Source organism: Pseudomonas sp. PS1(2021), from assembly GCF_020405165.1.
In the GTDB taxonomy this organism is placed as follows: domain Bacteria; phylum Pseudomonadota; class Gammaproteobacteria; order Pseudomonadales; family Pseudomonadaceae; genus Pseudomonas; species Pseudomonas aeruginosa.
Genome location: NZ_CP084484.1, coordinates 74,241 through 100,402 on the forward strand (window position 1 = coordinate 74,241; position 26,162 = coordinate 100,402).

Below are 26,162 nucleotides of genomic sequence, written 5' to 3' on the forward strand. Positions count from 1 at the left end.
GTCGATGATTTTTTTTGTATTGGATGCTTATCGAAGCACTCGCCTAGTCTCGGCGCAAGACAAGCAGGAGCCGCGCCATGACCGCCATGCCCGAAGTACTTCGCGAAGATACGCTGAACATCCCCGACAGCCGTGGGCTGAATCTCTACACCTGCGATCCGGCCCTGGAGCGGCTGCTGGAGGTATACCTGCCGCCGGCGTTGCTCGCCGAATGGCGGCCGCTCCTCGAACGGCTCGGCGCCCGTGCCGGCGGCGAGCTGGACGTGCTGGCGCTGGCGGCGGACAAGAACCCGCCGGTGCTGGCGCCGCGCACCCGCCGCGGCGAGGATTTGCAGAGCATTCGCAAGCATCCGGACTACGTCGCCCTCGAACGGGTGGCCTATGCCGAACTTGGCCTGGCTTCCATGAGCCATCGCCCGGACGGCCCGCCGCCGCTGGTGAAGTATGCGCTCACCCACCTGTTCGTACAGGCCGAGTTCGGCCTTTGCTGCCCGGTCAGCATGACCGACTCGCTGACCCGCACCCTGCGCAGGTTCGGCGCGCCAGAACTGGTCGAGCGCTACCTGCCGTCCCTCGCCTCGCGGGATTTCGACGAGCTGTTCCAGGGCGCCATGTTCATGACCGAGCAGGCCGCCGGCTCCGACGTGGCGCGGACCCGTACCGTGGCGCGGGAGCAGGGCGGCGAGTGGAAGCTCTACGGCGACAAGTGGTTCTGCTCCAACCCGGACGCCGACCTGGCGATGGTCCTGGCCCGCCCCGAAGGCGCGCCGGAAGGAATGAAGGGCGTGACCCTGTTCCTGTTGCCGAAGGTCCGCGAGGACGGCACGCGCAACGCCTATCGCATCGTCCGCCTGAAGGACAAGCTGGGCAGCCGCTCCATGGCCAGCGGCGAAGTCCGCCTGGAAGGCGCCAGCGCCTACCTGATCGGCGAGATCGGCCGCGGCTTCCAGCAGATGGCCGACATGGTCAACATGTCGCGCCTGTCCAACGGCGTGCGCGCCGCCGGGCTGATGCGCCGGGCGCTGAGCGAGGCGCTGTTCGTCGCCCGCCATCGGCGCGCCTTCGGCAAGCACCTGATCGACATGCCGCTGATGCAGAAGCAGTTGCTGAAGATGATGCTGCCCACCGAACAGGCGCGCTCGATGTTCATGCAGATCGCCACGCTGCTGCCGCGCGCCGATGGCGGCGAGGTCGAGGCGCAGAAATGCGTGCGGATCCTCACCCCGCTGATCAAGTTCCGCGCCTGCCGCGATGCGCGACGGGTCACCGGCGACGCCATGGAGGTGCGCGGCGGGGTCGGCTACATCGAGGAGTGGAGCGACCCGCGGCTGGTGCGCGACGCCCACCTGGGGTCGATCTGGGAGGGCACCAGCAACATCGTGGCGCTGGACGTCGCCCGTGCGGTGAGCCGCGAACAGGCACTCGAACCCTTGCAGCGCCACCTGCGCCGGCTGCTGGATGACAGCGACCTGCCAGGGGACGCCCGCGACCTCTTCGACGAACTGCTGGTGCGAGTGGTCGCGACCATGGCCGACGTCGCCGAGCGCCGCCAGGATGAACAGGTGCGCCAGGCCGGCAGCGCCCTCTACCACCTGTGCACGGCGATCTTCATGGCCTGGGAAGCCAGCCGCCAGGCACCCGACCAGCGCCGCCTGGCCCTGGCCTTCCTGGTCGCCCGGCACAAGCTGCTGCCGCGCGACCCGCTGCACCTGGAGGGCTGGACCGACCAGGCCGAATTGCTGGCCAGGGTGGTCGGCGAGGTGCCGCTGAGCCAGGCCGAAGCCATGCAATTGCTGCCGGCCTGACTGCCCGCATTCCCGCTCACAACAACCAGAGAGTCGCCATGACCAATCAGACGGGCGCCCTGCGTGGCCTGAAAATCATCGATCTCAGCCGGGTCCTCGGCGGACCTTACTGCTCTCAGGCGCTGGCCGACCACGGCGCCGAGGTGATCAAGCTGGAACCCCTCGGCGGCGACGAGACCCGTGGCTGGGGGCCGCCCTTCGAGGGCGACACGGCGTCCTACTTCAAGGGCGTGAACCGCAACAAGAAGGGCATCGCCGTCGACCTGGCGACGGCGGAGGGCATCGAGCTGCTGTTGCGCTTGCTGGAGGACGCCGACGTACTGCTGGAGAACTTCAAGCCCGGCACCCTGGCGCGCTGGGGGATCGGCTACGAGGAGGTGCTTCGCCAGCGCTTCCCGCGGCTGGTCCACTGCGCGGTATCGGGCTTCGGCGCCGACGGCCCGCTCGGCGGCCTGCCCGGCTACGACGCGGCGATCCAGGCGATGGCCGGACTGATGAGCGTGAACGGCGAGGCCGGCGGCGAGGCGTTGCGCATCGGCCTGCCGATCGTCGACATGGTCACCGGGCTGAACGCCATGGCCGGCATCCTCCTCGCCCTCCACGAGCGCCAGGTCAGCGGGCGCGGGCAGTCGGTGGACATCGCCCTGTACGACTGCGGTATCTCCCTGCTGCACCCGCACCTGCCGAACTACTTCGCTTCCGGACGTACGCCCCGGCGTAGCGGCAACGCCCACCCGAACATCGCGCCCTACGACAGCTACCGCACCGGTACCGAGCCGATCTTCCTCGCCGTCGGCAACGACCGCCAGTTCGCCCGCCTGTGCGAGTACCTGGGAGCGGATGAACTGCCGGGGGACCCGCGCTTCGCCGACAACGGCAAGCGCTCGGTCAACCGCGAGGCGCTGAAGCGCGCTCTGGAGGACTACCTGGCGGCCCACGACGGCCGTGAGCTGGCCGAGCGGCTGATCCGTCTCGGCGTGCCCTGCGGAGCCATCGCCACGGTGGAGCGGGTGGTGGAACACCCGCACACCCGCCATCGCGGGATGGTCGTCGAACTCGAGGGCTATCGCGGCATCGCCTCGCCGGTGAAGCTTTCGCGCACCCCGGCCAGCTACCGCGCCGCGCCGCCGGTGCTGGGCGGAGACACTCGGGAAGTCCTGGCGGAACTGGGATTGAGCGCCGAGGCGATCGACGCGCTGGTCCGGCGCGGCATCGTCCGCGCCTGAAACCCCTCACGGCACGGCCTGCGCCGTGCAACTCAATCCCCGGGCAATTGGAGATGGCCATGGATTCCTCCCCTGGGGCGGTGCGCCCCGAACTCGTGCTGCTGGAGCGGCCGGAGCAGGGTGTGGCCCTGTTGCGACTGAACCGCCCGGCAGTGCTCAACGCCCTGAACATGCGCCTGCGCGAGGCTCTGGCGGAGCACGTACGGCGCCTCGACGAGTGCGCCGATACCCGGGTCATCGTCCTCACCGGAAATGGCACGGCGTTCGCCGCCGGCGCCGATCTCAACGAACTGGCGGAGGCGTCCGCGCTGGAGATCCAGCAGCGCGGGGTGGAGCGCCATTGGCAGGCCCTCGCCGCCTGCCGCAAGCCGCTGATCGCCGCCGTGGAGGGCTATGCCCTGGGCGGAGGCTGCGAGTTGGCGATGCACTGCGACCTGATCGTCGCCGGTGCCTCGGCGCGCTTCGCCCAGCCGGAAATCCGTGTCGGCGTGATGCCCGGCGCCGGCGGCACCCAGCGCCTGGTGCGAGCGGTGGGCAAGTTCCAGGCGCTGCGCATGCTGTTTACCGGTTGCACGGTACGGGCGCCGGAGGCCCTGGCCATAGGGTTGGTCAGCGAGGTGGCGGCGGATGGCCAGGCATTGGAACGCGCCCTCGAACTGGCTCGCCAGATCGCCGGCCTGCCGCCGCTGGCGCTGGCGCAGATCAAGGAAGTGGTCCTGGCCGGCGCCGACCTGCCGCTGGACCAGGCCCTGGCGCTGGAGCGCAAGGCCTTCCAGTTGCTGTTCGACAGCCACGACCAGAAGGAGGGCATGCGTGCCTTCCTGGAAAAACGCACAGCGGAGTACCTGGGAAAATGAGCGAGCCACCGATCGTTCTCATCGGTATCGTCGGTACCGGTGCCATGGGCCAGGGCATCGCCCAGCTCGCTGCCTGTGCCGGGCTGTCGGTGCTGCTCTACGACAGCCGCCAGGGGGCGGCGCTGCAAGCGCGCGAGCAGATCGCCACGGTCCTTGCCCGGCAGGTGGAGCGGGGCCGGCTGGAGGCGGAGGCTGTCGAGCGCGCGATGGGCAATCTGCGGGTGGTCGAGGACTTGCGGGTCCTACGCGGCTGCCAGTTGGTGATCGAGGCGATCGTCGAGAACCTGGAGGCCAAGCAGGCGTTGTTCCGCCAATTGGAAGAGGTGGTCGGCGACGAAGCGATCCTCGCCAGCAATACCTCCTCGCTGTCGGTTACCGCGATCGCCTCGGCCTGTCGCGATCCCGGCCGGGTCGCCGGTCTGCACTTCTTCAATCCGGTGCCGCTGATGCGTCTGGTGGAGGTGATCGACGGTCTCGCCACCCGCACCGGCATCGCCGAGCGACTGTGCGCCCTGGTGGCGACCTTCGGCCACCAGTCGGTGCGTGCCACGGACAGCCCCGGCTTCATCGTCAACCATGCCGGACGGGCCTTCGGCACCGAGGCGCTGCGTATCCTCGGCGAGGGCGTGGCGCCGGTGGCGGCGATCGACGAAGTCCTGCGCGAGGGTGCCGGCTTCCGCATGGGCCCGTTCGAGCTGTTCGACCTGGTCGGGTTGGACGTCAGCCTGCCGGTGATGGAGTCGATCTACCGGCAGTACTACGAGGAGCCGCGTTATCGTCCGCATCCCTTGCTGCGCCAGATGCTCGCCGCCGGCCGCCTGGGGCGCAAGAGCGGCCAGGGCTTCTACCGCTACGACGGCGCTGGGCAGGTGCCCGTCGCCGCCCCGGCGGTTGCGCCAGGCGCGGCGTTGCCGCCGGTGTGGCTGGGCGTCGACGACGAACATGACCGCGCGCCATTGCTGATGTTGCTACAACGTCTGGGCGCCGAGGTGGAGAGCGGCGAGCGTCCTTCCGGGGCGGCGTTGTGCCTGCTTGCGCCACTGGGCGCCGACGTCAGCGCCGCAGCGCGGCGGTTCGCCGTCGATCCGACGCGCAGCCTGGCCATCGACGTGCTGTCGGACCTGGAGCGACACCGCTGCCTGATGGCCTGCCCGGCGACCCGAGCGGAGCTGCAGCAGGCCGCTCGCACCCTGTTCGCACGGGACGGCGTGGGCGTCACGCTGATTCGCGACAGCGCCGGGTTCATCGTCCAGCGCACCCTCGCCTCGATCGTCAATCTCGCCTGCGACATCGCCCAGCAGGGTATCGCTTCGGTGGAGCACATCGACCTGGCGGTGCGCCTCGGTCTCGGCTATCCGCTGGGGCCGCTGGAGTGGGGCGACCGACTGGGCGCCGGGCGCGTGCTGCGCATCCTCGAACGCCTGCATGCGCTCAGCGGCGACCCGCGCTATCGCCCCATTCCCTGGCTGCGCCGGCGCGCCCAACTGGGCCTTTCCCTGCGCCAGCCGGACAGCCCGTTGGCCTCCTGATCCCTTCGCGGAGAAACACACCATGCTCGATGCCTATATCTACGCCGGCCTGCGTACGCCTTTCGGCCGGCATGCCGGTGCACTCTCGACGGTGCGTCCGGACGACCTGGCCGGCCTGCTGCTGGCGCGTCTCGCGGAAACCTCCGGGTTCGCCGTCGACGACCTGGAGGATGTGATCCTCGGTTGCACCAACCAGGCCGGCGAAGACAGCCGCAACCTGGCGCGCAACGCGCTGCTCGCAGCCGGCCTGCCGGCGCGGCTGCCCGGGCAGACGGTCAACCGCTTGTGTGCCAGCGGACTGTCGGCGGTGATCGACGCGGCGCGCGCGATCAGTTGCGGCGAGGGTCGGCTGTACCTAGCCGGCGGCGCCGAAAGCATGTCCCGGGCGCCGTTCGTCATGGGCAAGGCGGAGAGCGCCTTCAGCCGCACGCTGGAGGTCTTCGACAGCACCATCGGCGCGCGCTTCGCCAACCCCAGGCTGGTCGAGCGCTATGGCAACGACAGCATGCCGGAGACCGGCGACAACGTGGCCCGCGCCTTCGGCATCGCCCGCGAAGACGCCGACCGTTTCGCCGCTTCTTCCCAGGCGCGCTACCAGGCTGCGCTGGAGGAGGGCTTTTTCCTCGGCGAGATCCTTCCGGTGGAGGTGCGTGCCGGACGCAAGGGCGAGACGCGGCTGGTGGAGCGCGACGAGCATCCGCGACCGCAGGCCGACCTGGCGGCCCTGGCGCGTTTGCCGGCGTTGTTCGCCGGTGGGGTAGTGACCGCCGGTAATGCGTCTGGGATCAACGACGGGGCGGCGGTAGTGCTGCTGGGCGATCGCGCGATCGGCGAGCGCGAGGGCATCCGGCCGCTGGCGCGGATCCTCGCCAGCGCCAGCGTCGGCGTGGAGCCCCGGTTGATGGGCATCGGCCCGCAGCAGGCGATCCTCCGCGCGTGGCAACGCGCCGGCATCGACCTGGACGAGGTCGGCCTGATCGAGATCAACGAAGCCTTCGCGCCGCAGGTCCTGGCCTGCCTGAAGTTGCTCGGCCTGGACTACGAGGACCCGCGGGTCAATCCCCATGGCGGCGCCATTGCCCTCGGCCATCCGCTCGGCGCCTCCGGTGCGCGCCTGGTGCTCACCGCCGCCCGCGGGCTGCAACGCATCGAGCGGCGCTACGCGGTGGTCAGCCTGTGCGTCGGGCTCGGCCAGGGCGTGGCGATGGTGATCGAGCGCTGCCGATGAGACCGTTCCCCCTAGAAAAAGAGGCGCCCAGGCGCCCGTTCGGAGTGCGTATGAACAACAACAAGAAATGCGCGTTTTGCCTGCTGCCGATCCTTGCCGGCGATAGCGTTCCCGCCTTGGCCGAGGGCTTCCTCGAAGACTCGCGGGCCAGCCTGGCCTTGCGCAACTTCTACATGAACCGCGACTTCCGCGATGGCGCGGGACGTGCGAAAAGCGAGGAGTGGGCCCAGGGCTTTCTCTTCGACTACCGCTCGGGCTATATCGAGGGCACCCTCGGCGTGGGTCTCGACCTGCTGGGCAAGCTCGGCGTCCGGCTCGATTCCGGCGCGGGGCGTAGCGGCACCGGCCTGCTTCCGCTTCGCGACGATGGCAGCGCGGCGGGCGACTACGCGCGGCTGGACGCGACCGCCAAGCTGCGCCTGTCGCGCAGCGAACTGAAGGTCGGCGGCCTGGTACCGAAGCTACCGACCATCCAGCCCAACTACGGGCGGCTATTCCCCCAGGTGTTCCAGGGCGCGCTGCTGACTTCCGGTGAACTGAGCGGACTGAGCCTGAACCTGGGACGGCTGACCGAGGTCAGCCAGCGCAACGAGGCGGGCACCAGCGACCTGGCGCTGTTCAACCGCAACCGGCGTTTCGCCGGCGCGGCGCAGGCGGACCGTTTCGACCTGGCCGGCCTGGACTACCGTATCGCCCCGGACTGGACCGGCAGCTACCACTATGGCGAACTGGAGCAGGTCTACGCCCAGCATTTCCTCGGTCTCAAGGGGCGCATCGGCATCGCTGCGGACAGCCTGGAGAGCGACTTGCGCCTGGCGCTCAGCCGGGATACCGGCGGCGCTCGCGGCGGGCGCATCGACAACCGTTCCTTCAGCGGGTCGCTCACCTACCGCCTGCGCAACGGCCAGGCCTTCGGCCTGGGCTACCAGCGGATGAGCGGCGACCACGGTTTCCCCTACCTGGAGGGGACCGATCCGTACCTGGTCAATTTCGGCCAGTACAACGACTTCGCCGAGGCTGGCGAATCCTCCTGGCAACTGCGCTACGACTGCGACTTCGCGCCGCTCGGGGTGCCCGGCCTGAGCCTGATGACGCGCTATTTCAGCGGCCACGGCGCGAAACCGAAGGGCGCCGACGGCAGTCGCGAGTGGGAACGCGACAGCGACCTGCGCTACGTGTTGCAGGGCGGTGCGCTGAAGGGACTGGGGCTGGTCTGGCGCAACGCTACCTACCGTTCGGCCTTCAGCCGCGACATCGACGAGAACCGCCTGTACCTGACCTATGAGCTGCCGCTGTTCTGAGCCGCTCAGCCCTTGGCGGCGCTGACCCCTTCGAGGGTGGCGAAGGAGGTGTCCTTGGCGGTGAGCAGGAAGTCGCGCATGAATGGCGCATCGAACATGTCCGTGCGGATGGCGGCGAAGAGCGTGCAGTACAGGCCCTTTTCACCGAGGCGCCGGGCCGTCACGTAGCCGCGCGAGCTGTACTCGTGCAGGGCCCAGTTCGGCAGGCAGCAGACGCCGCGACCGGAGGCCACCAGCTGCATCATCATCACGGTCAGCTCGGCTATGCGCACCTGCGCCGGCTCCACGTCGGCGGGGTCGAGGAAGCGGGTGAAGACGTCGAGACGATCGCGTTCCACCGGATAGGTGATCAGGGTTTCCCGCTCCAGGTCCTCCGGGACGACGTACGGTCGACCAGCCAGGGCATGCTGGTTGGCCACCGCCAGCAGCGCTTCGTAGGTGAACAGTGGCACGTAGGTGATGCCGGGCAACTCGATCGGGTCGGCGGTCACCACCAGGTCGAGGTCGCCGCGGGCCAGGGCCGGCAGCGGCGCGAAGGAGAAGCCCGAGGCCAGGTCCAGTTCGACTTCCGGCCAGGCGTCGCGGAACTGGTCGATGGTCGGCATCAGCCACTGGAAGCAACTGTGGCATTCGATGGCCATGTGCAGGCGTCCGGCGGTACCGCCGGCGAGCCGCGCCAGGTCGCGCTCGGCGGTGCGCAGCTGGGGCAGCAGCGAGTCGGCCAGTTGCAGCAGGCGCAGCCCGGCGCTGGTGAAGCGTACCGGCTTGGTCTTGCGCACGAACAACTGCATGCCCAGGCGCTCTTCCAGTTCCTTGAACTGGTGCGACAGCGCCGACTGGGTAAGGTGCAGGCGCTCGGCGGCTTCCACCAGGCTGTCGGCTTCGCGCAGCGCGTGCAGGGTCTTGAGGTGGCGAAGTTCGAGCATGGCGGCCTCTGTATGAGCAAAACTTGATAGCGGTGCGGATTCGTTGAGTTTGTCTCATACGCCAGGGGCTGTCGACAAGCGATGGCCTCGATCCCGCAGAGCGTGCGATCGTGGAGCGACGGGGAGAAGAGCCCGGCACACGGGACGGCGGCACGGAGCAGCGGCGCAACGCCGCAGAGCCACAACGCCACGACCGCCTGGCGGCATTCATCAAACTGTCACGCTACTGTGGCAGCGCGCTGGACGAAATTTAATCAGAATCGCGCTCCACTGGGGTTTTGCGTTCTGGGTTTTCTTCATGCGTGCTTTCATCTTCCTGGCCGCCTTGTTGTGCAGCCTCTCCTCCTTTGCGGCGGCGCGTTGCGACGCACGCGTACCTACCGAGACGGTCGAACTGGGCGACGTGCGCCTGGCCTACCAGAGCATCGGCCGCGACAGCGATCCGGCCCTGCTGCTGGTGATGGGCCTGGGCGGGCAACTGATCCACTGGCCGGACGAGGTGGTCAGCGCCCTGTGCGAGCAAGGCTTCCGGGTGATCCGCTACGACAACCGCGACGTCGGCCTGTCGGCCTGGAACGTGCCGGTGCCCAGTTCGCGGCTGACCTACGAAGTGGTGCGTTATCGCCTCGGCCTGCCGGTCAGCGCGCCCTATACCCTCACCGACATGGCCGGCGATGCCCTGCATCTGCTCGACGCGCTGGATATCCCCCAGGCCCATGTGCTCGGCGCCAGCATGGGCGGGATGATCGCCCAGCACATCGCCGACATGGCGCCGCAGCGCCTGCTCAGCCTGACCCTGGTGATGACCAGCTCCGGCGCCGAAGGCCTGCCGGCGCCCAGCGAGTCGCTGCTGCGCCTGCTGGCGCGGCGCGAGGCGGCCAGCCGCGAGCAGGCGGTCGAGCAGCAGGCCGACCTGCTGGCGGCGCTGGGCAGCCCGGAAGTGCGCGACGATCGCCAGCAGCTCCTGTTGCAGGCCGCACGTTCCTACGACCGCGCGTTCAACCCGGAAGGCGTGCAGCGGCAATTGCTGGCAATCCTCGCCGAACCCAGCCGGGTGCCGCTGCTGAACCGTCTGCAGGTGCCGACCCTGGTGATCCATGGCACCGCCGATCCGCTGCTGCCGGTGATGCACGGCGTGCACGTGGCGGCGCATATCCGTGGCTCGGAGCTGAAGCTGATCCCCGGTCTCGCCCATCGCTTCCAGGAAGCCTTCAAGGAGCCGTTGCTGGCGGCGGTGGTGCCTTACCTGAAGGCCCATCGGCAGGCCAGCGTCGTCCAGCTCTGAAGCCGCGCTCGCGGTCTCAGGCGTGCAGGCGTACCCAGAGGCCCACCAGCACGCTTGCCGCCACCAGCCAGGCCAGCGCCGCCAGGGCCAGCGAGGTCTCCAGGCGGAAGCGCTCGACCAGCAGGTAGAGCGCGGCGAGATAGACGAAGTAGGGGATGATCGACCACATGCCGAAGACGATGGTGGTCTTCAGGTCGTCCAGCGAACGGCCCTTGCCGACGATGTAGTGGGCAATCAGGGCGAAGGTGGGAAACAGCGGCACCAGGCCGGCGATGTAGTAGTTGCGGGTCTTCGACAGGATGGCGAGGAGCACGACCACGGCGGCGCCGATCAGCGCCTTGAACATCAGGTCCACGGGATTCTCGACTGCGGCGGCGCCACCGGCTTGGTGGCGTCGCGCATTATGCCCGGATCGTCCCGTACCCTTCCATAACGAACGAGGCCCGCAAAAGCGGGCCTCGACGTTTCTGGCTGGCGATCAGGCCGCATGCACCCGCGGGCGATGCGGATGCTCGCTCTGCAGGTACTGGCTGAGGCGCACCTGCTGGCTCGGCGAGAGGAACAGGCCGAGCTTGCTGCGGCGCCAGAGGATGTCCTCGGCGTCCTGGGCCCACTCGTGCTTGCACAGGTAGTCCACTTCGCGGGCATACAGGCCGCCGCCCAGGTGCTCGCCGAGATCGGCTTCGCCATTGACCCCGTCCAGCAGGCGCCACACCCGGGTGCCGTAGGTGCGCGCCCAGCGCAGCGCCAGTTCGCGGTCGAGCCAGGCGTAGCGGTTGGCCAGTTGCTCGGTGAGCGCCTCGACGCTCTGCATCTGCTCGCCGCCCGGCAGCGGTGCCTTGGCGGTCCAGGCCGGGCCGAGATTGGTGAAGAACGGCTGGAGCTGCGCCAGCGCCGATTCGGCCAGCTTGCGGTAGGTGGTCAGCTTGCCGCCGAACACCGAGAGCAGCGGCGGCTCGCCGTTGCCGGCGGAGAGCGACAGGGTGTAGTCGCGGGTGATCGCCGAAGGCTCGTCGGACTCGTCGTCGCACAGCGGACGCACGCCGGCGAAGCTGTGCAGGATGTCGGCGGCCGCAAGCTGCTGCTTGAAATGGGCGTTCACCACTTGCAGCAGGTAGGCGGTTTCCTCTTCGCTGATCGCCACCTTGGCCGGGTCGCCCTGGTACTCGCGATCGGTGGTGCCGATCATGGTGAAGCGGTCCAGATAGGGGATGGCGAAGACGATGCGGCGGTCTTCGTTCTGCAGGATGTAGGCGTGCTCGCCTTCGTACAGCTTCGGCACGATGATGTGGCTGCCCTGGATCAGGCGGATACCGTAGGGCGACTTCTGTTTCAGGTCGTCCTGGATGAAGCGCGCCACCCAGGGGCCGGCGGCGTTCACCAGGGCGCGGGCGCGGATCGAATACAGGCTGCCGTCGCTGCGCTCCAGGTGCAGGTGCCAGAGTCCCTTGCTGCGACGGGCGCTGACGCAGCGGGTGCGGGTATGGACGTGGGCGCCGTGCTCGCGGGCGGAGATCGCGTTGAGCACCACCAGGCGCGCATCGTCCACCGCGCAGTCGGAGTACTCGAAGCCGCGGCGGATCTCGGCCTTCAGCGGGCTGCTGCCGGTGAAGCGCAGGCCGCGCGAGGCGGGCAGCTTCTCGCGCTTGCCGAGGTGATCGTAGAGGAACAGGCCGGCACGGATCATCCAGGCCGGGCGCAGGTGCGGACGGTGCGGCAGGACGAAGCGCAGCGGCTTGACGATGTGCGGCGCCTTGGCCAGCAGGACCTCGCGCTCGGCCAGGGCTTCGCGGACCAGGCGGAATTCGTAGTGTTCGAGGTAGCGCAGGCCGCCGTGGATCAGCTTGCTGCTGGCCGAGGAGGTGTGCTGGGCCAGGTCGTGCTGTTCGCAAAGGAACACGGACAGGCCGCGCCCGGCTGCGTCGGCGGCGATCCCTACACCGTTGATGCCACCGCCGACCACGGCGACATCGTAGACTTCGGCGAGTGGAGCGGAGGGGGTGTGCGCTTGACTCATGTGAAAGGCCCTGAAGTCGAAAGTGAACGTAGTTTTGTTCGAATTCGAAAATAGCTTAGTCGATTGCGCAGTTATTGACCAGCCCGATTCACCAGGCTTTTTCAATTTCGAAGGGTTGCCCGGGCGCTACCGGTTTGCCCGTCCGCGCGGGAACAGCCCCTCTTCCGCATGCGGGAAAGCGGCCGCCGAGGGTCGTGGCGCATGGAGAGGGGGCGGCAGGTGGTTTTTCTGAAACGAACATTCACGGCGCCGAACGGCGCCGTGGCAGGAGAAATGCCTCAGACCAGGTCCAGGTGAACCTTGTGCTGTGCCATCAGGCGGGCGATGGCGGCGGGCGGCGGGCTGTCGCTGATGACCCGGTTGACCAGCGAGATCGGGCCCAGGCGGACCACCGCGTTGCGCCCGAACTTGCTCGAGTCGGCGGCCAGGAACACTTGCCGCGCGTTGTCGATGATCGCCTGGGATACGCGCACTTCCTGGTAGTCGAAGTCGAGCAGGCTGCCATCCTCGTCGATGCCGCTGATGCCGACCAGGGCGAAGTCGACGCGGAACTGCTGGATGAAATCCACCGCGGCCTGGCCGACGATCCCGCCGTCGCTGCGTACGGTGCCGCCGGCGACCAGCACTTCGAAGTCTTCCTTGGCGCTGAGGGTGGCGGCCACGTGCAGGTTGTTGGTGATGATCTTCAGATTGCGGTGGTTGAGCAGGGCGCGGGCGATGGCCTCGGTGGTGGTGCCGATGTTGATGAACAGCGAGGCGTTGTCCGGCACCAGGCTGGCCACGGCTTCGGCGATGCGCTGCTTCTCGTCGCGCATCTGGTCGGCGCGCATGGTGTAGGCGGTGTTCTCGATGCTCGAATCGTAGGCCGCACCGCCGTGGTAGCGGCGCAGCAGTCCCTGTTCGGCGAGCTGGTTGATGTCGCGGCGGATGGTCTGCGGGGTGACCGCGAACATCTGCGCCATCTCCTCGATGCTCAGGTAACCGCGCTCGCGGACCTCCTCGATGATGCTTTGCTGTCGGGGGGGCAGGTTCATGGGTTGTTCTCGTGCTGCCGGGCCGGGACCCTGGAAAGTCGCCAAGAATGCCGCACGCGGGGGGCCGTTGTCAGCCGTGCATGAGTCGTAGAGGGCGCCGCGGCGGCACCCGGCCGCCGCGCGCAAACGTTACCCAGGGCATGCCAGAGCGGCGCCGGGGAACACGCCATTCGCCGCATCGCGGCGGACGAATGGCGCCAGTTCGTCACAGTTCGCCGTCGTCCCAGCCGCGAGTGCGCTCCACTGCTTTCTTCCAGCCGGCATAGAGCTTTTCGCGCCGGGGCTCGTCGCACTCCGGCTCGAACACCCGCTCGATCACCGCCTTGCTCTTCAGCTCGTCGAGGCTGCTCCAGAAGCCGCAGGCCAGGCCGGCCAGGTAGGCGGCGCCGAGGGCGGTGGTCTCGCGCATCACCGGACGTTCCACGCGGGTGCCGAGGATGTCGGCCTGGAACTGCATGAGGAAGTTGTTGGCCACCGCCCCGCCGTCGACGCGCAGAGCGCGCAGGCGTTCGCCGGCATCGCGCTGCATGGCGTCGAGCACGTCGCGGGTCTGGTAGGCGATGGACTCCAGGGTGGCGCGGATCAGGTGATCGGCCTTGACTCCACGGGTCAGGCCGAACACTGCGCCGCGCGCATAGGGGTCCCAATAGGGCGCGCCGAGTCCGGTGAAGGCCGGTACCAGGTAGACGCCGTTGCTGTCCTTGACCTTGGTGGCGAAGTATTCGGAATCGAAGGAGTCGTTGATCACCTTCAGTTCGTCGCGCAACCACTGCACCGTGGAGCCGCCGTTGAACACCGCGCCCTCCAGGGCGTAGCCGACCTCGCCGCGCGGGCCGCAGGCGATGGTGGTGAGCAGGCCATGGGTGGACTTCACCGCCTTGTCGCCGGTGTGCATCAGCAGGAAGCAGCCGGTGCCGTAGGTGTTCTTCGCCTGGCCCGGTTCCACGCACATCTGGCCGAACAGGGCGGCCTGCTGGTCGCCGGCGATCCCGGCGATCGGCAGCTCGCCGCCGCCGACCCCGCCGATCCGGGCGTTGCCGTAGACCTCCGAAGAGTTGCGCACCTCGGGCAGCATCGAGCGGGGAATGTCGAGCACCTCGAGCATCCGTGCGTCCCAGTCGAGGCTGTGGATGTTGAACAGCATGGTCCGCGAGGCATTGGTGTAGTCGGTGACGTGGACCTTGCCTTCGGTGAGCTTCCAGATCAGCCAGGTGTCGATGGTGCCGAACAACAGGTCGCCGTTGCGCGCGCGTTCGCGGGCGCCTTCGACGTTGTCGAGGATCCACTTCAGCTTGGTCCCGGAAAAGTACGGGTCGGTGACCAGACCGGTGGTTTCGCGGATGTAGTCTTCCAGCCCGTCGCGCTTGAGCTGCGCGCAGATCGCCGCGCTGCGCCGGCACTGCCAGACGATGGCGTTGTGGATCGGCCGACCGCTGTGACGGTCCCAGACCACCGTGGTCTCGCGCTGGTTGGTGATGCCGATGGCGGCCACCTGGTCGTGCTCGATGCTGGCTTGGGCGAGGGCCTCGACCAGGGTCGAACTCTGCGTGGCCCAGATTTCCATCGGATCGTGTTCGACCCAGCCGGCCTGCGGATAGAACTGGGCGAACTCGCGCTGGGCCTGGCTGACCACGTTGGCATCGCGGTCGAAGACGATGGCGCGGGAGCTGGTGGTGCCCTGGTCCAGGGCGACGACATATTTCTTGTTGTGCTTGTCGGTCATGGCTGTGGCCTTGTGGCTATGGCAGGAAAGAGCGGGCGGTCAGGAAGCGCGAACCTTCTCCGGCTCGGCTTCGGCGGGCGCCGCGGCGCTCGGCAGATGGCGCGCGATCAGTACACGATAGCCGCCGGCGCCGAGGCAGGCACCGAGGATCGGGGCGAAGATCGGCACCAGGAAGTAGGGAATCTCGCGGCCGCCGGTGAAGGCGATGGGCCCCCAGCCGGCCAGGTAGGTCATCAGCTTGGGGCCGAAGTCGCGCGCCGGGTTCATCGCGAAACCGGTCAGCGGGCCCATGGCGCTGCCGATCACGGCGATCAGCAGGCCGATCAGCAGCGGCGCCAACGGACCGCGCGGCAGGCCGTTGCCGTCGTCGGTAAGAGCCATGATCACCGCCATGAGGATGGCCGTGATCACCACTTCGACGAGGAACGCCTGGCCGACCGACAGCGCCGGGTGCGGATAGGTGGAGAACACCGAGGCCAGGGCCAGGCTGTCCTGGCTGCCGCGGACGATGTTCTGCGCCTGTTCGAACTCGATGAACAGGCTGCTGTAGAGGGTGTAGACCAGCGCTGCGGCGCAGAACGCACCGGCCACCTGGGCGGTGATATAGAACGGCAGCTTGCGCCCCTCGAAGCCGGCGAACAGCCATAGCGCGATGCTCACCGCCGGGTTCAGGTGGGCGCCGGAGACGCCGGCGCTGAGGTAGATCGCCATGCTCACGCCGACCCCCCAGATGATGCTGATTTCCCACAGGCCGAAGCTGGCGCCGGCGACCTTCAGGGCCGCGACGCAACCGGTGCCGAAGAAGATGAGGAGGGCGGTGCCGAGGAACTCGGCCAGGCATTGGCCGAACAGGGACGGGGTCGGGGCGGCGGTGGTCATGGGGCCTCTCTTGTCTGTTCTTGTAATTATGGCGGGCAGCCGTGAAAATTGTTCAGTTTCGAAAAAATATATTCACAAAGGAATGCTGTCAAAGCGCGAAGATGAACGTTTGTCCGAAAAACGACCCTCCGGTTTCGTTTTCGCGGCCAATCGAATATCGCTACCGAGGCACGCGGGCCGCGGCATCGGCGCCCGTGCAGCAGGGGCGGCGATGGCTTAAGGTAGGCGCCGGTTTTCAGCCAACGTTCTTCTCCGGGAGTGACCATGACCCCTGCCATCGACCTGCTGAAAAAGGCCCGCGCCGAGCACAAGGTGCTCAGCTACAGCCACGACCCCAAGGCACCTTCCTATGGCCTGGAGGCCGCGGAAAAGCTCGGTCTGGACCCGCAGCGGGTGTTCAAGACGCTGCTCGCCGCCACGGAGAAGGGCGAGCTGCTGGTGGCGGTGGTGCCGGTGATCGGCAGTCTCGACCTGAAGGCCCTGGCCCATGCGGCGGGGGCGAAGAAGGCCGACATGGCCGATCCGCAGGCGGCGCAGCGGGCCACCGGCTACCTGGTGGGCGGGATCAGCCCGCTGGGGCAGAAGAAGCGCCTGCGTACCTTCATCGATGAAAGCGCGCGGCAGTACCCGAGCATCCATGTCAGCGCAGGACGGCGCGGGCTGGAAGTGGAGCTGGCGGCCGAGGTGCTGGCCCAGCTGACTCAGGGTTCGTTCGCCGCCATCGGCCGCGAATGAGCCGCTAATCCCGCCGGCCTAGCGGTCGGCATTCGTCTTACTTTTCAATCTGTCAGGTTTTCCATGTCCCACTATCTCCTCGCCATCGACCAGGGCACCACCAGCTCCCGCGCCATCGTGTTCAGTGCCCAGGGCTTGCCGGTGACGAGCTGCCAGCAGGAATTCAAGCAGTACTTCCCGAAGGACGGCTGGGTGGAGCACGACGGCGAGGAAATCTGGCTGACCACCCTCCAGGTCTGTCGCGACGCGCTCGCCCGCAAGGGCTTGCGCGCGGCCGACATCGCCGCCATCGGCATCACCAACCAGCGCGAGACCACGCTGGTCTGGGACGCCGCCAGCGGCGACCTGATCCACCCGGCCATCGTCTGGCAGGATCGTCGTACCGCCGACTACTGTGCCGAACTCAAGGCCGCCGGCCACGAGGCGAACGTCAGCGCGCGCACCGGGCTGCTGATCGATCCGTATTTCTCCGCCACCAAGCTGCGCTGGATCCTCGACAACGTGCCCGGCGCCCGCCAGCGCGCCGAACGCGGCGAGCTGCGCTTCGGCACCGTCGACTGCTTCCTGCTCTGGCGCCTGACCGGCGGCCGCTCCCATCGCACCGACGCGACCAACGCTTCGCGCACCCTGCTGTTCAACATCCACAGCCAGGACTGGGACGAGGAATTGCTGGCGCTGTTCGAGATCCCGCGCAGCCTGCTGCCGGAGGTACTCGACTGCGCGGCGGAGTTCGGCGTCAGCGAGCCGTCGCTGCTTGGCGCGGCGATCCCGGTGCTGGGCATGGCCGGCGACCAGCAGGCCGCGCTGATCGGCCAGGCCTGCTTCCAGCCGGGCATGGTGAAGAGCACCTACGGCACCGGCTGCTTCATGATCCAGAACACCGGCGAGCAGCCGGTGACCTCGAAGAACCGCCTGCTCACCACGGTCGGCTACCGTCTGGACGGCAAGGTCAGCTACGCGGTGGAGGGCAGCATCTTCGTCGCCGGCGCCGCGGTGCAATGGCTGCGCGACGGCATCAAGCTGATCGACCACGCCCACGAGAGCGAAGCCCTGGCGATCCAGGCCGGCGACTCCAACGGCGTCTACCTGGTGCCGGCCTTTACCGGCCTCGGCGCGCCCTACTGGGACCCGAAGGCGCGCGGCGCGATCTTCGGCCTGACCCGCGACACCGGAATCAAGGAGATCGTCACCGCCGGTCTGCAATCGGTCTGCTACCAGACCCGCGACCTGCTCGAAGCGATGCGCCAGGACGGCACGCCGCCCAGCGCGCTGCGGGTGGACGGCGGGATGGTGGTGAACAACTGGGTGATGCAATTTCTCACCGACATCCTTGGTGTCACCGTGGAGCGCCCGGAAGTCACCGAGACCACCGCCCTCGGCGTGGCCTACATGGCCGGGCTGAAGGCCGGCTTCTATCGCGACCTGGACGACATCGCCAGCCACTGGCACCTGCAGCGCCGCTTCGCCGCACACATGGCCGAGGAGCGCCGCGGCGAACTCTACGCCGGCTGGCAGAACGCGGTGCGACGGGTGCGCAGCGAGGCCTGAGCGGCGTTTCGCGGAAAAAGGCGGCGTTTTTGCCGGCGGCTTCACAACGCCGGCAGGTCGCCGCAAACGCCCGCTCGGGCAATGGGTCGAAGGCAGGGCGAAGTCCCACTGTTACGATCGGAAAAGATCGCACTGTATCGCCCATCCCGGAGCCTGCGGCGGCATGCTGTGGCGATCGTTCCCAGGAGGTCTGCCATGCAGCTCGAGTTCCACCAGGTCGACGCGTTTTCTTCCCGTCCGTTCAGCGGCAATCCCGCCGTGGTCTATCGCCTCGACGCCTGGCTGGCGGACGAGCTGATGCAGATGATCGCGACCGAGCACAACCTCTCCGAGACCGCCTTCGTCGTTCGTGAAGGAGAGGCCTGGCGGATCCGCTGGTTCACCCCGAGCGTCGAGGTGGCGCTCTGCGGCCACGCCACACTGGCTGCGGCCCACGTACTGTTCGAGGTCTACGACGAGCCGGGCGAGCGCCTGGAATTCATCTCGCGCTCCGGTGCGCTGCGGGTCAACCGCGAGGACGAGCGGCTGGTCCTGGATTTCCCCGCGCAGTATCCGAGCGAGGTCGGTAGCACCGTCGAGCTGGAGCAGGCCCTGGGCCTGCCGCCGGTGGACGTGCTGGGCTCCACCGACAAGCTGCTGGTGCTGCTCGAGTCCGAAGAGGCGGTGCGCGCCTGTCGCCCCGACTTCGCGGCCCTGGCGCGGCTGCCCTGGCGTGGAGTGATCGTCACCGCGCGGGGTCTGCAGAAGGATTTCGTCTCGCGCTTCTTCGCCCCGGCGATGGGCGTCGACGAAGACCCGGTCACAGGCTCCGCGCATTGCAGCCTGATTCCCTACTGGGCCCAGCGCTTGAACAAACTGTCGCTGACCGCCCAGCAGTGCTCGGCGCGCGGCGGCGAGCTGTGGTGCCGGTTGGAGGGCGAGCGGGTGAGTATCGCCGGGCATGCGGTGCTGGTGGCGAGCGGAAGGATTCGATTGGGCTGAGGGGCGCTTCAGGAGGGGGATGACCTCGTGCATGCCAGACCTCCACATACTGAAGCCCTGATCCGTAGGGTGAATAACCGCTCGCGGTTATCCGCCGCTTATCCGGGGTATCGGCGGATACCGCCTGTGGCGGTATTCGCCCTACAGGCCCTAGAAACGCCGGACAGCTCCCCCGGACATTTCCGCAGGCTCTCTCAGAAGCCCGGGAATTGGATAAAAACCCAGTAGGAGGATGATGGAGGGGCCGGCAAATCCATCCCGCAGGGACAGGACGAACGGCACTGCCCTCTGTTTTTGAGGGCGGAAGGACGCGGGCCGCAGGTGGTGGAACACCTACGACCCGCTAACCACAACCCAGCTTACTAAGGAGCTGACCCATGGCTAAGCCGAATGATACGTCCAACCCCGAGGTAACAGAATCGTCCCCCCGCTTCGTCCCACTGCTACCCACCTCCCAGGCCGACATGTGTCCGCGTAGCGCCACCCTGTACGTGGACACCCATGCACTCCCCACGCACTTGTTCGACAACGCGAAAGTGCGCTTGAGGTCGGCAATCAACATCCTGGCCATGACCCGTTTGCTCGATGAGAAAGAAGAGCCCGGCGGCACCCTGGCCTACATCAACGGTGCGTTGCTGTCGCTGCTCAGCGATGCCTTGTCCGAAATCGAGGCGGGCCACCCGAGCCTGTAGCGCCGCTCCCTGGCGCGACGCCCCCGGCCTGGCCGGGGGCTTTGCGGCATCGCCCATCACAAGACCTTTCGCGCCCGAACGGCGAGGCTCACCGCCCGTCCCGGTCCTCGCGAAACGGCCTCCAATTGCCCGAAACTTCCGACCCTTTTTTCGGACGATTTCTTACGCCCTTATAAATCAGCAAGTTACGAGACCTCGAAAAAAGAGGGTTTCTGGCAGGAAAAACTCGGTATTTCCTTTTCCTTCAAATGGTTATAGGTTTTCGGGGCTAGTTCACTGCCGTATAGGCAGCTAAGAAAAGGGTCTTTCGGGTCGGTCGGGTCTGTGGGATGTTCACTGCCGTATAGGCAGCTAAGAAATATGGTAGTCAAAGGTTCCAGTGTTTGAGACCGTTCACTGCCGTATAGGCAGCTAAGAAATTCCAGGCCAGTTCCACCACCGGTACCACCGCGTTCACTGCCGTATAGGCAGCTAAGAAACGTTCCAGGCGTGCCGCCACCACCATCGCCACGTTCACTGCCGTATAGGCAGCTAAGAAATCGATCAGCGCCGCAGGAAGCCCAGGACCACCGTTCACTGCCGTATAGGCAGCTAAGAAAAATTTCGAACAGCCGACTGATGCCATCATGGCGTTCACTGCCGTATAGGCAGCTAAGAAATGGCGCGAAGCCGAGCAGCAATGCCGCGACGGGTTCACTGCCGTATAGGCAGCTAAGAAAGGCGTATCCCGATTATCGGTTGAGGTGATGTAGTTCACTGCCGTATAGGCAGCTAAGAAAAGGCCGGCGCCGATCTGCCCGCGACGAGGTACGTTCACTGCCGTATAGGCAGCTAAGAAATCCACCGGGTTTTTGTCAGTCCATCCGGCCGCGTTCACTGCCGTATAGGCAGCTAAGAAATGTTCCGCCAAGCGCTACCGGCACCGTGTCGCGTTCACTGCCGTATAGGCAGCTAAGAAATGGGTGGCGTGCCTGCTCAGTGGCTCCAGGTCGTTCACTGCCGTATAGGCAGCTAAGAAATGGTAGACGGGATATGGATCGGCGAAGTCCTCGTTCACTGCCGTATAGGCAGCTAAGAAAGATGACGAAAGAGCCACCGCCGCCCTCCACCGGTTCACTGCCGTATAGGCAGCTAAGAAATCCCATAGACTTGCCGATCTCGGCTGCGGCGCGTTCACTGCCGTATAGGCAGCTAAGAAATTGACCAGATCGCGGCGTGGGGTGGTCGGCTTGTTCACTGCCGTATAGGCAGCTAAGAAAGCTGTGCGTCGCCGTGGTCTGACGGTCGAATCGTTCACTGCCGTATAGGCAGCTAAGAAAAGCAGATACCCGAACCACTGGAGGTACATGCAGTTCACTGCCGTATAGGCAGCTAAGAAATTCATCAGGATGCCGCCAAGGGTCCGCATAATGTTCACTGCCGTATAGGCAGCTAAGAAAATGAAGGCCAGCAGGCCGAACACGATTGCGATGTTCACTGCCGTATAGGCAGCTAAGAAATCGAGCAGCGGCCCGAGGAGTCCGAAGACTTGGTTCACTGCCGTATAGGCAGCTAAGAAATGGAGAAAAGCAATGCGAGTGGTGCGAGGCCAGTTCACTGCCGTATAGGCAGTTAAGAAAAGACAATCCGGACCTGCCGCCCAGGACGATCTGTTCACTGCCGTATAGGCAGCTAAGAAATGCAGCGACTGCACCTTGGCTTGCTGCCGGTCGTTCACTGCCGTATAGGCAGCTAAGAAACTCAAGAAAGAGCAGAACGGCCAGCCTGCGCCGTTCATTGCCGTGTAGTCCCGTAGGGCGAATGCCGCCATAGGCGGTATCCGCCCTACGGATCGGGTTCCTGGCATGCACGAAGTGAGGCTTGCCCTCCGAGTGGTGGGGCGGCAAACCCGCCCCGTCAGGAGGCCGAGCGGAATCGTTGCGGAGGGGGACGAGTGGCAGGATGCCGCGAGAGCCGCCTCGGTCCACGAAGGACCGTGGCGGCGTGCCGCCGGGAGCAACGATGCAGCGAGGGCACCCCAGCCGAGAAGCGGCTGGGGCCGGATGCCGGGGCGAGTCTTTTGGTTCCTTTTGGACGCTTGCAAAAGGAACTCGCCTGGGAAGGCGAAACAAGAGACCAAGGCAGGCACAAAGAACAGCTTGACCACCAAACATGACGCCCGCTCAAGCGCTAAGCAACAGCGTCCCCCCTCACTGCCGTGTAGCTAAGAAGTCGCGAGCGATATAGTCCCGTAGGGCGAATACCGCCACAGGCGGTATCCGCCGATGCCCCGGAGAGCCGGCGGATAACCGCAAGCGGTCATTCGCCCTACGGATCGGGCTCCTGGCATGCCCTCCGAGTGGCAGGGCGAGTCTTTTGGACGCTTGCAGAAGGAGCTCGCCTGGAAAGGCGAAACAAGAGGCCAAGGCAAGCACGACGCCCGCTCAAGCGCTAAGCAACAGCTTCCCCCCTTAGTGCCGTGCAGGTAGCGACGGGAGCTGGGGGCCAGTGCACGCATTCACGGCCCGCCAGGCAGTCCCCGTGCACCCGGTGCCGAAACGCCACCTTCGTGCCCTGAGTCATGGCCAATGCCCCACGGCAAGTCGCTACCCCTCAGTACCCATCCGCCACCGGCGCCAGGTAGAGCCCGCCCGCACCAAGGGCAATGCGCAGGTTGCGGATCTCCCCGGCGCGCAGGGTCAGGGTCTGTCCGGCGAGGATGGTCATGCCGTTCCGGCAGGCGTCGCCAGGACCGTTCGGCGCAAGACGCACGTCCACCGCGCCGGGTTGCAGGTTCAGGGCCAGGCTGGCGCCCGGTTGCAGGTTGCCGACCAGTTCGTCGTGGACGTACAGGCCGACATCGCAGGCAGTGCCGGACTCGACCCGCTCGCGGGAAACGTTCAGCACCGCATAGCCGATCGGCGCCGGGTCGGGTTGCGCCCAGCCACCGCTGGCCGGTTGCGGGTCCGCGGCGAGCGCCGGGAGGGCGCAGGCCAGGGCGGCGGTATGGAGCAGCGGGCGAAGAATGGGGAACATGGCGGGCCTCGGCGGCGGGGGCGTAGGGAAAAGCTTGGCCGAAGCCGGGGCCCGGGACAAGTCGGGACGGGCATCCGCGTGCCCGTCCGTCGCTGGGGTCAGGCGCCGCGTTGCGGCAGCATGGCGCGCAGTACGTCGTCCTTCTGCACGCGGTGGTGCCAGATGGCCGCGGCGGCGTGGCCGAGGATCAGCGCGAAAAGCAGGTACTGGACGGTGACGTGGGTGCCGCCGGCGAACGCCTTGAAGGCTTCCGGCAGGTCGAACGGGCCGATCTGCACCAGCCAGAACAGGTCCAGCGGACGCTTGCCGGCGAGCATGCCGGAGAGCGGCATGACGATCAGCACCGCGTACAGCAGGAAATGCCCGGCCTTGGCGGCCGCGCGCTGCCAGTCCGGGTTCCCCTCCAGGGTATCCGGGACACCCTGGACGCGGCGCAGCGCCAGGCGTGTCAGGGTCAGCAGGAGTACCGCCACGCCCAGCGACTTGTGCAGGGTGAAGACGTTGCCCTTGCCGCCGAGCAGGCCGGCGAAGAAGTCGGCGCCGTAGGGCAGGGCGATGATCAGCAGGACCGCGACGGCGCTGAGCCAGTGCAGGGCGATCTGTGACGGGGAATAGCGGCGGATGGACATGGTTCTACCTCGTGAAGAACAAGGTGAACATGTTAACCATGTGCTTTGTAGGGTTTAAGCCTCTTTACTCCGCCTTTACCCGTTCTTGACGCTTTGTCGGTTACCGGATATTTCGAGGATTGACCTTGACACCATGTCAAGGTCGAAAATCGCCCCATCGATGACCAACAGGAGGCAATACCATGCAAGTCTTCAAGGTTCAGGGCATGACCTGCGGCCACTGCGTACGGGCGATCACCCATGCGGTGCAGGCGAAGGATTCGGCGGCGGACGTCCAGGTGGATCTTGGCGCCGGCGAAGTCCGGGTCGCCAGCCGGCTCGACAGCACCCAGGTACTCGAGGCGATCCGCGAGGAGGGCTACGGCGCCGAGCTGGCCTGACCCCAGTCGCGCACCAGGCCACGGAACATCGGCTCCAGCAGGTGTTCCGCGTCCGTATCCGGATCGAACAGGCGCGGGTCGCGCAACCAGTCGTTGAACAGGCCCAGGATCAGCGCGTGCAAGGCGCGCGAGGCGATCCTCGGAGTCATGCCCGGATGCAGCCGCACACGGCATTCGTCGCGGGCGAACAACTGCTCGCAGAGTTCGATGAACATCTGCACGAAGGCGTTGTTGCGTTCCTGCGCCTCGCGCAGTTCCTCGGTGAATTCGCAACGTTGCATCAGGATGGTCAGGATGCGGCGCTTCTTCTCCTGCGTCAGCAACGATTGCACGGCCTCCAGGCAGAGGTCGTAGAGCGAGCGCAGCGGGTCGCTGCCATCGCAGCCGGACAGGCGCTCGGTGAGTTGCTCCGGCGGCAGGCGTACCTGGTTGAGCATCTCATTGAACAGGTGGGCCTTGTTCTGGAAGTGCCAGTAGACGGCGCCACGGGTCACCCCGGCGGCCCTGGCGATCTGTTCCAGGCTGGTATGGGACACGCCTTTTTCCAGGAACAGTTCCTCGGCGGCCAGGAGGATGGCCGTACGGGTTTTTTCAGAATCTTCCTTTGTGCGTCGCATGCTGTGCTGGATAGTCGAATGGGTCTCGGCAACGGGGCGGGGAGTGTACCGATTTTAGCCGCGCTCGGGCGGACTCGAAGTATTTCGACACCACCTTTGTCTAATGCTGCTCATTCATGAGTCGTGGATTCCGCGGTTCCACGGTCTCCGGCCATGATCGGCGGGCGTCTTCGGTGTTATGCTGCGCGCTGCTTTTTCGGCGACTCCCCGGCTGTCCGTAGCATCTTCCCGCCAGTACCGGCCTTCAGGCCTGGAGCCGCCCGCCCTCACAGACGATTCAATGATAGGCGTCGTCGTCCCGCTTGCCGGGAGCCGCGCAGGGAAGTGCCTTGCCTGCCACCGACGCGCCCCGTGCCGAGCGATCCATGAACCTGCGCATCCTGCTGATACTGGGAGCCCTGAGCGCCTTCGGGCCACTGGCCATCGATTTCTACCTGCCGAGCTTCCCGACCCTGGCCAAGGCCTTCGCCACCGACGTCGAGCACGTCCAGCTGAGCCTGGCCGCCTACTTCGCCGGCCTGTCCATCGGCCAGTTGCTCTACGGCCCGGTGGCCGACCGCTATGGCCGGCGCCTGCCGCTGCTGGTGGGGGTGAGTATCTTCACCCTGGCCTCGGCCGCCTGCGCCCTGGCGCCGAGCCTGGAGTGGCTGATCGCCGCGCGCTTCGTCCAGGCCCTCGGCGGCTGCGCCGGGATGGTCATCTCGCGGGCAGTGGTGCGTGACCTGTGCGATCCGATCGGCGCCGCCAAGGCGTTTTCCCAGTTGATGCTGGTGATGGGCCTGGCGCCGATCCTCGCCCCCGTGGCCGGCGGCCTGCTGCTGGACTGGCAGGGCTGGCAATCGATCTTCGTCTGCCTGACCCTGTTCGCCGCCCTGGCCGGCCTCGGCGTGGCGTTGTGGCTGCCGGAAACCATCCCGGCCGACGGCGAGCGACCGCCGCTGTCCGGCGCGCTGGGGCAGTACCGGCGGCTGTTCGCCGACCGCCTGTTTCTCGCCTATGGCCTTTCCGGCGGGGTGGCGATGGCCGGGATGTTCGCCTACATCGCCGGTTCGCCCTACGTGTTCATCCAGCTCTACGGGATTCCCGCCGAGCACTATGGCTGGCTGTTCGGCAGCAATGCCGCGGGCTTCATCGTCATGGCACAGGTCAACGCGCGGCTGCTGCGCTATCGCGGGCCGGCGTTCTGGCTGCGGCGGATCATCTGGGGCTACCTGGCGTGCGGCCTGGCCCTGCTGGGCATCGCTTCGCTGCAACCGGCCACGCTGTGGCCGCTGCTGGTTCCGCTGTTCGGATGCGTGGCCAGCCTCGGCTGCATCATTCCCAACGCTTCCGCCTGCGCCATGGCCGGACAGGGACAGCACGCCGGCAGCGCCTCGGCGCTGATGGGCAGCCTGCAGTTCAGCGTGGCGGCGGGCGCTTCGGCGCTGGTCGGCGTGCTCCACGACGGCACGGCGATCCCCATGACTCTGGTGATCGCCGTCTGCGGCGCGGTCGCGACCCTGCTCGCCTGGCAGACCGGGCGCCTGGAGCGCCAGGCCGCCTGAGCGCGGATCAGGCCGTTCGCTGTTTCAGTTCGGGCAGCACATGGGGCGCGCGCAGGCGCGCCTCGAGGCGGTCGACGAAACGCCGGGCCTCGCTTTCGCTACGGAAGTTGACGGCCTGCTGGTCGAGGCAGACTTGCCAGCATTGGCCTTTCGGGGTTTGCGACGGGCGGACGAGGATGTTCATGGCGATTCATCCATCGGGGCTGGAAAG

Annotated in this window: 23 protein-coding genes and 1 CRISPR repeat array; of the genes, 13 read left to right on the plus strand and 10 right to left on the minus strand. The window is 66.8% G+C overall.

The annotated features are described in order from the left end of the window. The first annotated feature begins 77 nt into the window (after positions 1-77). From LE197_RS00360 to LE197_RS00385, 6 genes are read left to right on the plus strand one after another with little or no spacing between them, the layout of a single operon-like run. Positions 78-1,805 (plus strand): acyl-CoA dehydrogenase family protein, encoded by a 1,728-nt coding sequence (locus tag LE197_RS00360; protein WP_003098471.1) that lies wholly within the window; start codon positions 78-80, stop codon positions 1,803-1,805. Positions 1,806-1,843: 38 nt separating this feature from the next. Beyond that, the gene (locus tag LE197_RS00365; RefSeq protein ID WP_003143270.1) at positions 1,844-3,031 is read left to right on the plus strand and encodes a CaiB/BaiF CoA transferase family protein; all 1,188 of its coding nucleotides are present in this window, start codon (positions 1,844-1,846) and stop codon (positions 3,029-3,031) included. Positions 3,032-3,090: 59 nt separating this feature from the next. Next, on the plus strand, positions 3,091-3,888 hold the full coding sequence (locus tag LE197_RS00370) for an enoyl-CoA hydratase (protein ID WP_012613738.1): 798 nt from the start codon (positions 3,091-3,093) through the stop codon (positions 3,886-3,888). Then, on the plus strand, positions 3,885-5,417 hold the full coding sequence (locus tag LE197_RS00375; RefSeq protein ID WP_196752317.1) for a 3-hydroxyacyl-CoA dehydrogenase: 1,533 nt from the start codon (positions 3,885-3,887) through the stop codon (positions 5,415-5,417). Before LE197_RS00370 ends, LE197_RS00375 begins: the two co-directional genes overlap by 4 nt. Before the next feature lie 22 nt (positions 5,418-5,439). Next, a complete protein-coding gene (locus tag LE197_RS00380) occupies positions 5,440-6,645 on the plus strand; it encodes a 3-oxoadipyl-CoA thiolase (protein ID WP_033968515.1) in 1,206 nt (401 codons plus the stop codon). Positions 6,646-6,695: 50 nt separating this feature from the next. After that, positions 6,696-7,946 (plus strand): OprD family porin, encoded by a 1,251-nt coding sequence (locus tag LE197_RS00385; RefSeq protein ID WP_226033849.1) that lies wholly within the window; start codon positions 6,696-6,698, stop codon positions 7,944-7,946. Between the two features lie 5 nt (positions 7,947-7,951). Here the strand turns inward: LE197_RS00385 and metR are convergent, their stop codons facing one another. Continuing rightward, entirely contained in the window at positions 7,952-8,872 is a 921-nt protein-coding gene (gene metR / locus LE197_RS00390; protein ID WP_003109716.1) for a transcriptional regulator MetR, read from the minus strand. Between the two features lie 298 nt (positions 8,873-9,170). Here metR and LE197_RS00395 point away from each other — a divergent pair, with 298 nt between their 5' ends. Further along, positions 9,171-10,157, plus strand: coding sequence for an alpha/beta fold hydrolase (locus LE197_RS00395; RefSeq protein WP_003098462.1), 987 nt, complete (start codon positions 9,171-9,173; stop codon positions 10,155-10,157). A gap of 16 nt (positions 10,158-10,173) precedes the next feature. On the opposite strand, the gene LE197_RS00400 is transcribed toward LE197_RS00395, so the two are convergent. The 5 genes from LE197_RS00400 to glpF form a co-directional block, all read right to left on the minus strand. Beyond that, positions 10,174-10,503 (minus strand): GlpM family protein, encoded by a 330-nt coding sequence (locus tag LE197_RS00400; RefSeq protein WP_023082210.1) that lies wholly within the window; start codon positions 10,501-10,503, stop codon positions 10,174-10,176. Between the two features lie 132 nt (positions 10,504-10,635). Beyond that, positions 10,636-12,174: a glycerol-3-phosphate dehydrogenase gene (glpD, locus tag LE197_RS00405; protein ID WP_016852578.1), complete on the minus strand. Its 1,539-nt coding sequence runs from the start codon at positions 12,172-12,174 to the stop codon at positions 10,636-10,638. A gap of 278 nt (positions 12,175-12,452) precedes the next feature. Further along, entirely contained in the window at positions 12,453-13,208 is a 756-nt protein-coding gene (locus LE197_RS00410; RefSeq protein ID WP_003092173.1) for a DeoR/GlpR family transcriptional regulator, read from the minus strand. 205 nt (positions 13,209-13,413) lie between these two features. Continuing rightward, positions 13,414-14,931: a glycerol kinase GlpK gene (gene glpK / locus LE197_RS00415; protein ID WP_003092168.1), complete on the minus strand. Its 1,518-nt coding sequence runs from the start codon at positions 14,929-14,931 to the stop codon at positions 13,414-13,416. Positions 14,932-14,970: 39 nt separating this feature from the next. Beyond that, complete coding sequence (glpF, locus tag LE197_RS00420) at positions 14,971-15,810, minus strand: glycerol uptake facilitator protein GlpF (RefSeq protein ID WP_003092166.1); 840 nt, start codon at positions 15,808-15,810, stop codon at positions 14,971-14,973. A gap of 264 nt (positions 15,811-16,074) precedes the next feature. Between glpF and ybaK the strand changes: the two genes are divergently transcribed. The 4 genes from ybaK (at position 16,075) to LE197_RS00440 (ending at position 19,766) form a co-directional block, all read left to right on the plus strand. Next, entirely contained in the window at positions 16,075-16,545 is a 471-nt protein-coding gene (ybaK, locus tag LE197_RS00425) for a Cys-tRNA(Pro) deacylase (RefSeq protein WP_003092163.1), read from the plus strand. Between the two features lie 63 nt (positions 16,546-16,608). Further along, positions 16,609-18,093 (plus strand): glycerol kinase GlpK, encoded by a 1,485-nt coding sequence (gene glpK / locus LE197_RS00430; RefSeq protein ID WP_033937536.1) that lies wholly within the window; start codon positions 16,609-16,611, stop codon positions 18,091-18,093. Between the two features lie 195 nt (positions 18,094-18,288). Further along, positions 18,289-19,074 carry a PhzF family phenazine biosynthesis protein gene (locus tag LE197_RS00435; protein ID WP_003159513.1) on the plus strand — a complete coding sequence of 262 codons (786 nt, stop codon included), beginning with the start codon at positions 18,289-18,291 and terminating at the stop codon, positions 19,072-19,074. Between the two features lie 377 nt (positions 19,075-19,451). Next, positions 19,452-19,766, plus strand: a complete 315-nt coding sequence (locus LE197_RS00440) for a hypothetical protein (RefSeq protein ID WP_003113065.1) — start codon at positions 19,452-19,454, stop codon at positions 19,764-19,766. Positions 19,767-20,037: 271 nt separating this feature from the next. Further along, positions 20,038-21,505: direct repeats of the CRISPR family, unit length 28 nt; unit sequence GTTCACTGCCGTATAGGCAGCTAAGAAA. A gap of 853 nt (positions 21,506-22,358) precedes the next feature. Here the strand turns inward: LE197_RS00440 and LE197_RS00445 are convergent. Both LE197_RS00445 and LE197_RS00450 read right to left on the minus strand, forming a co-directional pair. Further along, a complete protein-coding gene (locus LE197_RS00445) occupies positions 22,359-22,781 on the minus strand; it encodes a hypothetical protein (protein WP_003092157.1) in 423 nt (140 codons plus the stop codon). 98 nt (positions 22,782-22,879) lie between these two features. Next, positions 22,880-23,410: a cytochrome b gene (locus tag LE197_RS00450; protein WP_003092155.1), complete on the minus strand. Its 531-nt coding sequence runs from the start codon at positions 23,408-23,410 to the stop codon at positions 22,880-22,882. Between the two features lie 182 nt (positions 23,411-23,592). Between LE197_RS00450 and LE197_RS00455 the strand changes: the two genes are divergently transcribed. Continuing rightward, positions 23,593-23,790: a heavy-metal-associated domain-containing protein gene (locus LE197_RS00455; RefSeq protein ID WP_003092153.1), complete on the plus strand. Its 198-nt coding sequence runs from the start codon at positions 23,593-23,595 to the stop codon at positions 23,788-23,790. On the opposite strand, the gene nalD is transcribed toward LE197_RS00455, so the two are convergent. Then, positions 23,769-24,407 (minus strand): efflux system transcriptional repressor NalD, encoded by a 639-nt coding sequence (gene nalD / locus LE197_RS00460; protein ID WP_003092152.1) that lies wholly within the window; start codon positions 24,405-24,407, stop codon positions 23,769-23,771. The two genes, LE197_RS00455 and nalD, sit on opposite strands and share 22 nt — an antisense overlap. Positions 24,408-24,772: 365 nt before the next feature. On the opposite strand from nalD, the gene LE197_RS00465 reads away from it, so the two are divergent. Further along, entirely contained in the window at positions 24,773-25,951 is a 1,179-nt protein-coding gene (locus tag LE197_RS00465; protein WP_003092150.1) for a multidrug effflux MFS transporter, read from the plus strand. Positions 25,952-25,958: 7 nt separating this feature from the next. On the opposite strand, the gene LE197_RS00470 is transcribed toward LE197_RS00465, so the two are convergent. Then, positions 25,959-26,135 (minus strand): hypothetical protein, encoded by a 177-nt coding sequence (locus LE197_RS00470; RefSeq protein ID WP_003104346.1) that lies wholly within the window; start codon positions 26,133-26,135, stop codon positions 25,959-25,961. Positions 26,136-26,162 lie beyond the last annotated feature (27 nt).

Bases quoted from the DNA above. Each gene is read 5' to 3' on its own strand.
- LE197_RS00465 (WP_003092150.1), top strand. From the start codon at position 24,773: ATGAACCTGCGCATCCTGCTGATACTGGGAGCCCTGAGCGCCTTCGGG.
- glpF (WP_003092166.1), bottom strand. From the start codon at position 15,810: ATGACCACCGCCGCCCCGACCCCGTCCCTGTTCGGCCAATGCCTGGCC.
- nalD (WP_003092152.1), bottom strand. From the start codon at position 24,407: ATGCGACGCACAAAGGAAGATTCTGAAAAAACCCGTACGGCCATCCTC.
- LE197_RS00470 (WP_003104346.1), bottom strand. From the start codon at position 26,135: ATGAACATCCTCGTCCGCCCGTCGCAAACCCCGAAAGGCCAATGCTGG.
- LE197_RS00380 (WP_033968515.1), top strand. From the start codon at position 5,440: ATGCTCGATGCCTATATCTACGCCGGCCTGCGTACGCCTTTCGGCCGG.
- LE197_RS00400 (WP_023082210.1), bottom strand. From the start codon at position 10,503: ATGTTCAAGGCGCTGATCGGCGCCGCCGTGGTCGTGCTCCTCGCCATC.
- LE197_RS00375 (WP_196752317.1), top strand. From the start codon at position 3,885: ATGAGCGAGCCACCGATCGTTCTCATCGGTATCGTCGGTACCGGTGCC.
- LE197_RS00410 (WP_003092173.1), bottom strand. From the start codon at position 13,208: ATGAACCTGCCCCCCCGACAGCAAAGCATCATCGAGGAGGTCCGCGAG.
- glpK (WP_033937536.1), top strand. From the start codon at position 16,609: ATGTCCCACTATCTCCTCGCCATCGACCAGGGCACCACCAGCTCCCGC.
- LE197_RS00450 (WP_003092155.1), bottom strand. From the start codon at position 23,410: ATGTCCATCCGCCGCTATTCCCCGTCACAGATCGCCCTGCACTGGCTC.
- glpD (WP_016852578.1), bottom strand. From the start codon at position 12,174: ATGAGTCAAGCGCACACCCCCTCCGCTCCACTCGCCGAAGTCTACGAT.
- LE197_RS00360 (WP_003098471.1), top strand. From the start codon at position 78: ATGACCGCCATGCCCGAAGTACTTCGCGAAGATACGCTGAACATCCCC.
- ybaK (WP_003092163.1), top strand. From the start codon at position 16,075: ATGACCCCTGCCATCGACCTGCTGAAAAAGGCCCGCGCCGAGCACAAG.
- LE197_RS00455 (WP_003092153.1), top strand. From the start codon at position 23,593: ATGCAAGTCTTCAAGGTTCAGGGCATGACCTGCGGCCACTGCGTACGG.
- LE197_RS00370 (WP_012613738.1), top strand. From the start codon at position 3,091: ATGGATTCCTCCCCTGGGGCGGTGCGCCCCGAACTCGTGCTGCTGGAG.
- LE197_RS00385 (WP_226033849.1), top strand. From the start codon at position 6,696: ATGAACAACAACAAGAAATGCGCGTTTTGCCTGCTGCCGATCCTTGCC.
- LE197_RS00440 (WP_003113065.1), top strand. From the start codon at position 19,452: ATGGCTAAGCCGAATGATACGTCCAACCCCGAGGTAACAGAATCGTCC.
- glpK (WP_003092168.1), bottom strand. From the start codon at position 14,931: ATGACCGACAAGCACAACAAGAAATATGTCGTCGCCCTGGACCAGGGC.
- metR (WP_003109716.1), bottom strand. From the start codon at position 8,872: ATGCTCGAACTTCGCCACCTCAAGACCCTGCACGCGCTGCGCGAAGCC.
- LE197_RS00395 (WP_003098462.1), top strand. From the start codon at position 9,171: ATGCGTGCTTTCATCTTCCTGGCCGCCTTGTTGTGCAGCCTCTCCTCC.
- LE197_RS00365 (WP_003143270.1), top strand. From the start codon at position 1,844: ATGACCAATCAGACGGGCGCCCTGCGTGGCCTGAAAATCATCGATCTC.
- LE197_RS00435 (WP_003159513.1), top strand. From the start codon at position 18,289: ATGCAGCTCGAGTTCCACCAGGTCGACGCGTTTTCTTCCCGTCCGTTC.
- LE197_RS00445 (WP_003092157.1), bottom strand. From the start codon at position 22,781: ATGTTCCCCATTCTTCGCCCGCTGCTCCATACCGCCGCCCTGGCCTGC.